Raw genomic sequence first — 4,129 nt, 5'->3', positions numbered from 1 at the left:
CCTGGCAGGTGGATCAGCCGCAGCCTCACTCGCGGAGCTGGGTTATAACGTCCTGTCATTCTGCATTCAGGATTCTCCCCGCAGGGCACACAGTATTGCCGCCCAAGGGGGGATCAATGCCGCCAAGAACTATCAGAACGATGGCGATTCCATCTGGCGACTGTTCTACGACACCGTTAAAGGTGGCGAATGGCGCGCCCGTGAGTCGAACGTCTATCGATTGGCAACACTGAGCACTTCGATTATCGATCAGTGTGTGGCCCAGGGGGTCCCCTTCGCTCGCGAGTACGGCGGTACTCTGGCAAACCGTTCATTCGGCGGTGCCCAGGTCTCTCGAACGTTCTACTGTGGGGGCCAGACGGGTCAGCAGCTACTGCTGGGTGCCTACCAGGCAATGATGCGACAAGTGAACGGGGGAGGCGTCAAGCTGTTCACGCGGCGAGAAATGCTCGATCTGGTCGTCGTCGACGGAGTTGCCCGCGGAATCGTGACGCGAGACCTGGTGACAGGAAAATTCGAGACATTCGCCAGTGACGCTGTCGTGCTGTGCACCGGCGGATACGGCAATGCCTACTATCTCTCGACGAATGCCAAAGCCTGTAACGTCACTGCGGCCTGGCGGTGCCATAAACGGGGAGCTTATTTCGCAAACCCCTGCTACACACAGATTCATCCGACGTGCATCCCCGTCAGTGGCGGACATCAGTCCAAGCTGACCCTGATGAGCGAAAGTTTGCGAAACGACGGTCGCGTCTGGGTTCCCAAAAATAAAGACGACGTCCGTTCGCCTGATCAGATTCCAGACGCGGATCGCGATTACTATCTTGAGCGACGTTATCCCTCTTACGGCAACCTGGCCCCGCGCGACGTCTCTTCGAGGGCGGCAAAAGAACGCTGCGACGCCGGGTATGGCGTTGGTCCGTCCAAGATGTCCGTCTACCTTGATTTCTCGCGAGCGATCAAAGAAGACGGAGAATCCGTCATCCGCGAAAAGTATGGAAACCTCTTCCATATGTACGAGCGGATCACGGGCGAAAACCCCTATAAGGTCCCCATGCGGATCTACCCCGCAGTGCACTACACGATGGGCGGACTGTGGGTCGACTATAACCTGCAGAGCAACCTTCCCGGTCTGTACGTCCTGGGCGAGGCCAATTTCTCTGACCACGGGGCGAACCGCCTCGGTGCCAGTGCGCTGATGCAGGGATTGGCTGACGGCTACTTCGTGATTCCCTACACCGTCGGAGATCACATTGCCACCCGTAAGGTGAAGCCTGTCACAACTGATCGCCCCGAATTCCAGGCGGCACTCGAAGGGGCAAAGTCCCGAGTCGAGTCCATCCTCAAAGTCAACGGCACCCATAGCACCGAGTACTTCCATCGAGCCCTCGGAAAGATCATGTGGGACTATGTCGGTATGGCCCGCAACGAGAAAGGTCTGTTGAAGGCCATCGATTTGATTAGTGAACTTCGTGAGCAGTTCTGGCAGGACGTCAAGGTGCTCGGCAGCGGCGAAACCTTGAACCAGAATCTGGAACACGCCGGTCGCGTCGCTGACTTCCTGGAGTTTTCTGAACTCCTGGCCCGCGATGCCCTGCACCGAGATGAATCCTGCGGAGGCCACTTCCGGGAAGAACATCAGACAGAGGAAGGCGAGTGCGCACGCAACGATGACGAATTCAGTTTTGTATCGGCCTGGGAGTTCCAGAATGTCGGCACAGAATCAATTCTCCATAAAGAACCCCTGACCTTCGTGGATGCTCCGTTTGGCGTCCGAAGTTACAAATGATTTCGAGGTTGGTCGAAGAGACGCACAAAACCGCTCGCACTTGAAATCTCTCAATCCGTCTGCGCGGAGTATCAAAACATCATGAGCCACGCTGCTTCCAAGAACCTGAGCCTCACACTGAAGATCTGGCGACAAGCCGGTCCGAAGCAGCCAGGTAGCCTGAAGACTTACAACGTCAGCGGCATTTCGACTGACATGTCATTCCTGGAAATGCTCGACGTCCTGAACGAGCAGTTGATCGCCAAGGGTGAAGAACCTGTGGCGTTCGATCACGACTGCCGCGAAGGGATCTGCGGTGCCTGTGGTGTTGTCATTAATGGACAGGCACATGGACCTGATAGTGGCACCACCACGTGTCAGTTGCACATGCGCCGCTTCCAGGATGGAGACACGATTGTCATCGAACCCTGGCTGGCCAAGGCCTTCCCGATTGTCCGCGACCTGGTCGTAGACCGCTCTGCGTTCGATCGGGTCATTCAGGCTGGCGGTTACGTTTCCGTCAATACCGGGAATGCCCCCGAAGCCAATACGACGCTGGTCCCTCACCACGTACAGCAGGCAGCCATGGGTGCTGCGGCATGCATCGGGTGCGGGGCGTGCGTCGCATCCTGTAAGAACGCCTCGGCAATGCTCTTCGTTTCCGCGAAAGTCTCACACCTTGCCAATGTGCCTCAGGGACAAGGCGAACGCAGCAAACGCGTCTTGAAGATGGTCGCAGCAATGGACGCCGAGCAATTCGGAAACTGCACGAACACGGCCGAGTGCGAAGCCGCCTGTCCCGCCGGAATCACGTTGTCCAACATTGCTCAACTGAACCGTGAGTACATGAAGGCCGTGATGTGCTCTAAGGAATAAAAACCACATTCGGAGCGCAAACTTCGGGGATGACCAGCATCGGCAGTTCGGTTCGTCTCAGTACGAGCCGGGTCTTTCCGAGCCCTCCCTGAAAAGTCGAGCGCCAAGTCCATGCACAGCAGGTCATCTCTCCCCTCGATACATGCGGATTCTCACAGGGCTTCCATTGCTCATCGGCGATACTACTGGAATAATTTCTGACACTCGCTACCGCCCCCTTTCCTTGCCCAGATGAATCATGGAATGTGGCGTCGTAGCGAGTTTATCTTTTAGACAATCCGAAGACTTCTTCTGAGAGAAGAAACGCTCATGGCTGCTTCGAACTCAATTCTCGCGGACAAACTGCACGAGTATCCCCGGCACGACGTGATCGACGGAACCAGCAACGGTATTGCGTCGGTTCTGGACGACTGCCTCAACCAGCACGGCGGTGTACTGCAGTTGCTTCACCGCTACGCCGGTCGGACATTCTGTACTCCGGGCAAGCGACTTCGCCTGGACGCCAAGTCCTACTACCCAGACTACATGGGTGGTACGGGTCTGGATGAAATCTGGATGTGCTGCACTGTTCCGATCAAGACCGGTGTCATCGACACAAGAACGAATAAGGCTCCGTTCCGCGAAGGGGAAGCCCAGGTCCTGACCGCCAGCGGACAGGTCGTCGCACTCCAGGACCTGATCGCGGCCAATCCTTCATCGGTCATCGGTGACAAGGTATCGGCGTTCGCGAAAGAAATGTTCGGCTACGCGACGTGGCCCATCGTCTCGAAGAAGTTTGACAATTTGAATCCCATTCCCGATCACCTGCACTGGGCGAAGTGGGAAGTCTATGACATTAACTCGTTCGACAACCCTGGAGTGAACCCTTCGCACTATCACACGACCGCGATGGGATTGTACCCCTTCGTGACGAAAGATCAGTTCCTTGCCTGCATGAAGCGTTTCGGCAAGGACGAATACAACGGAGTTCGCCATCTGGCACCACACGTCATGATGCGACTTGATCACGGCTTCGTGATGCCGAACGGGGTATTGCACTCACCCACGAATCTGTGCACCCACGAGTTGCACGTGACCATGGACGAGCATTTCCTCGCAGAGGATCTGACTCTCGACGGCCGAATCGGGGCGAAAGACGCGTTCTACGCGTGCCGCGAAGAAGATTATCCGGCCGCACGCCACGAAGACTGGGAATATCTGGTTGAGAAGTTTGACTTCGCCGCGAACCAGGACCCGGACTTTGTACTGAAGAATTCCCGTCCGGCAATCACCTCGGATGAGTTCTCTGCTGATGGCGTCGATGCCAAGTGGATCGTGTACGGCAATTTCCTGGGCGACCAGAAGTGCTCGATCCTCCGCATGACTGTTCAGCCCGGAGCGAAAACGAAGTTCCGCCCCGAGTCTCCTGCACTGTTCCACACGAATGGCGGAAGTGGACGAATTGGAAAGCTCAACATCCGCTATCACCAGGATATGATTCTGGGC

Annotated in this window: 3 protein-coding genes; all 3 read left to right on the top strand. The window is 56.4% G+C overall.

Annotation, left to right across the window (positions count from 1 at the left end; genetic code table 11):
* The coding region (locus VGE80_RS23545) for a fumarate reductase/succinate dehydrogenase flavoprotein subunit (protein ID WP_440594354.1) at positions 1 to 1,789 on the top strand (1,789 nt) is incomplete at its 5' end.
* An 81-nt stretch (positions 1,790 to 1,870) separates the two neighbouring features.
* Positions 1,871 to 2,644, top strand: coding sequence for a succinate dehydrogenase/fumarate reductase iron-sulfur subunit (locus tag VGE80_RS23540; RefSeq protein ID WP_373650843.1), 774 nt, complete (start codon positions 1,871 to 1,873; stop codon positions 2,642 to 2,644).
* Positions 2,645 to 2,953: 309 nt separating this feature from the next.
* Positions 2,954 to 4,129: hypothetical protein (locus VGE80_RS23535; protein ID WP_440594353.1), on the top strand; the 1,176-nt coding region annotated here is incomplete at its 3' end.

The organism is Schlesneria sp. (genome assembly GCF_036405755.1).
Lineage (GTDB): Bacteria > Planctomycetota > Planctomycetia > Planctomycetales > Planctomycetaceae > Schlesneria > Schlesneria sphaerica.
The sequence above is the reverse complement of the archived record's forward strand: the minus strand, read 5'-3'. Positions and strand labels throughout refer to the sequence as shown.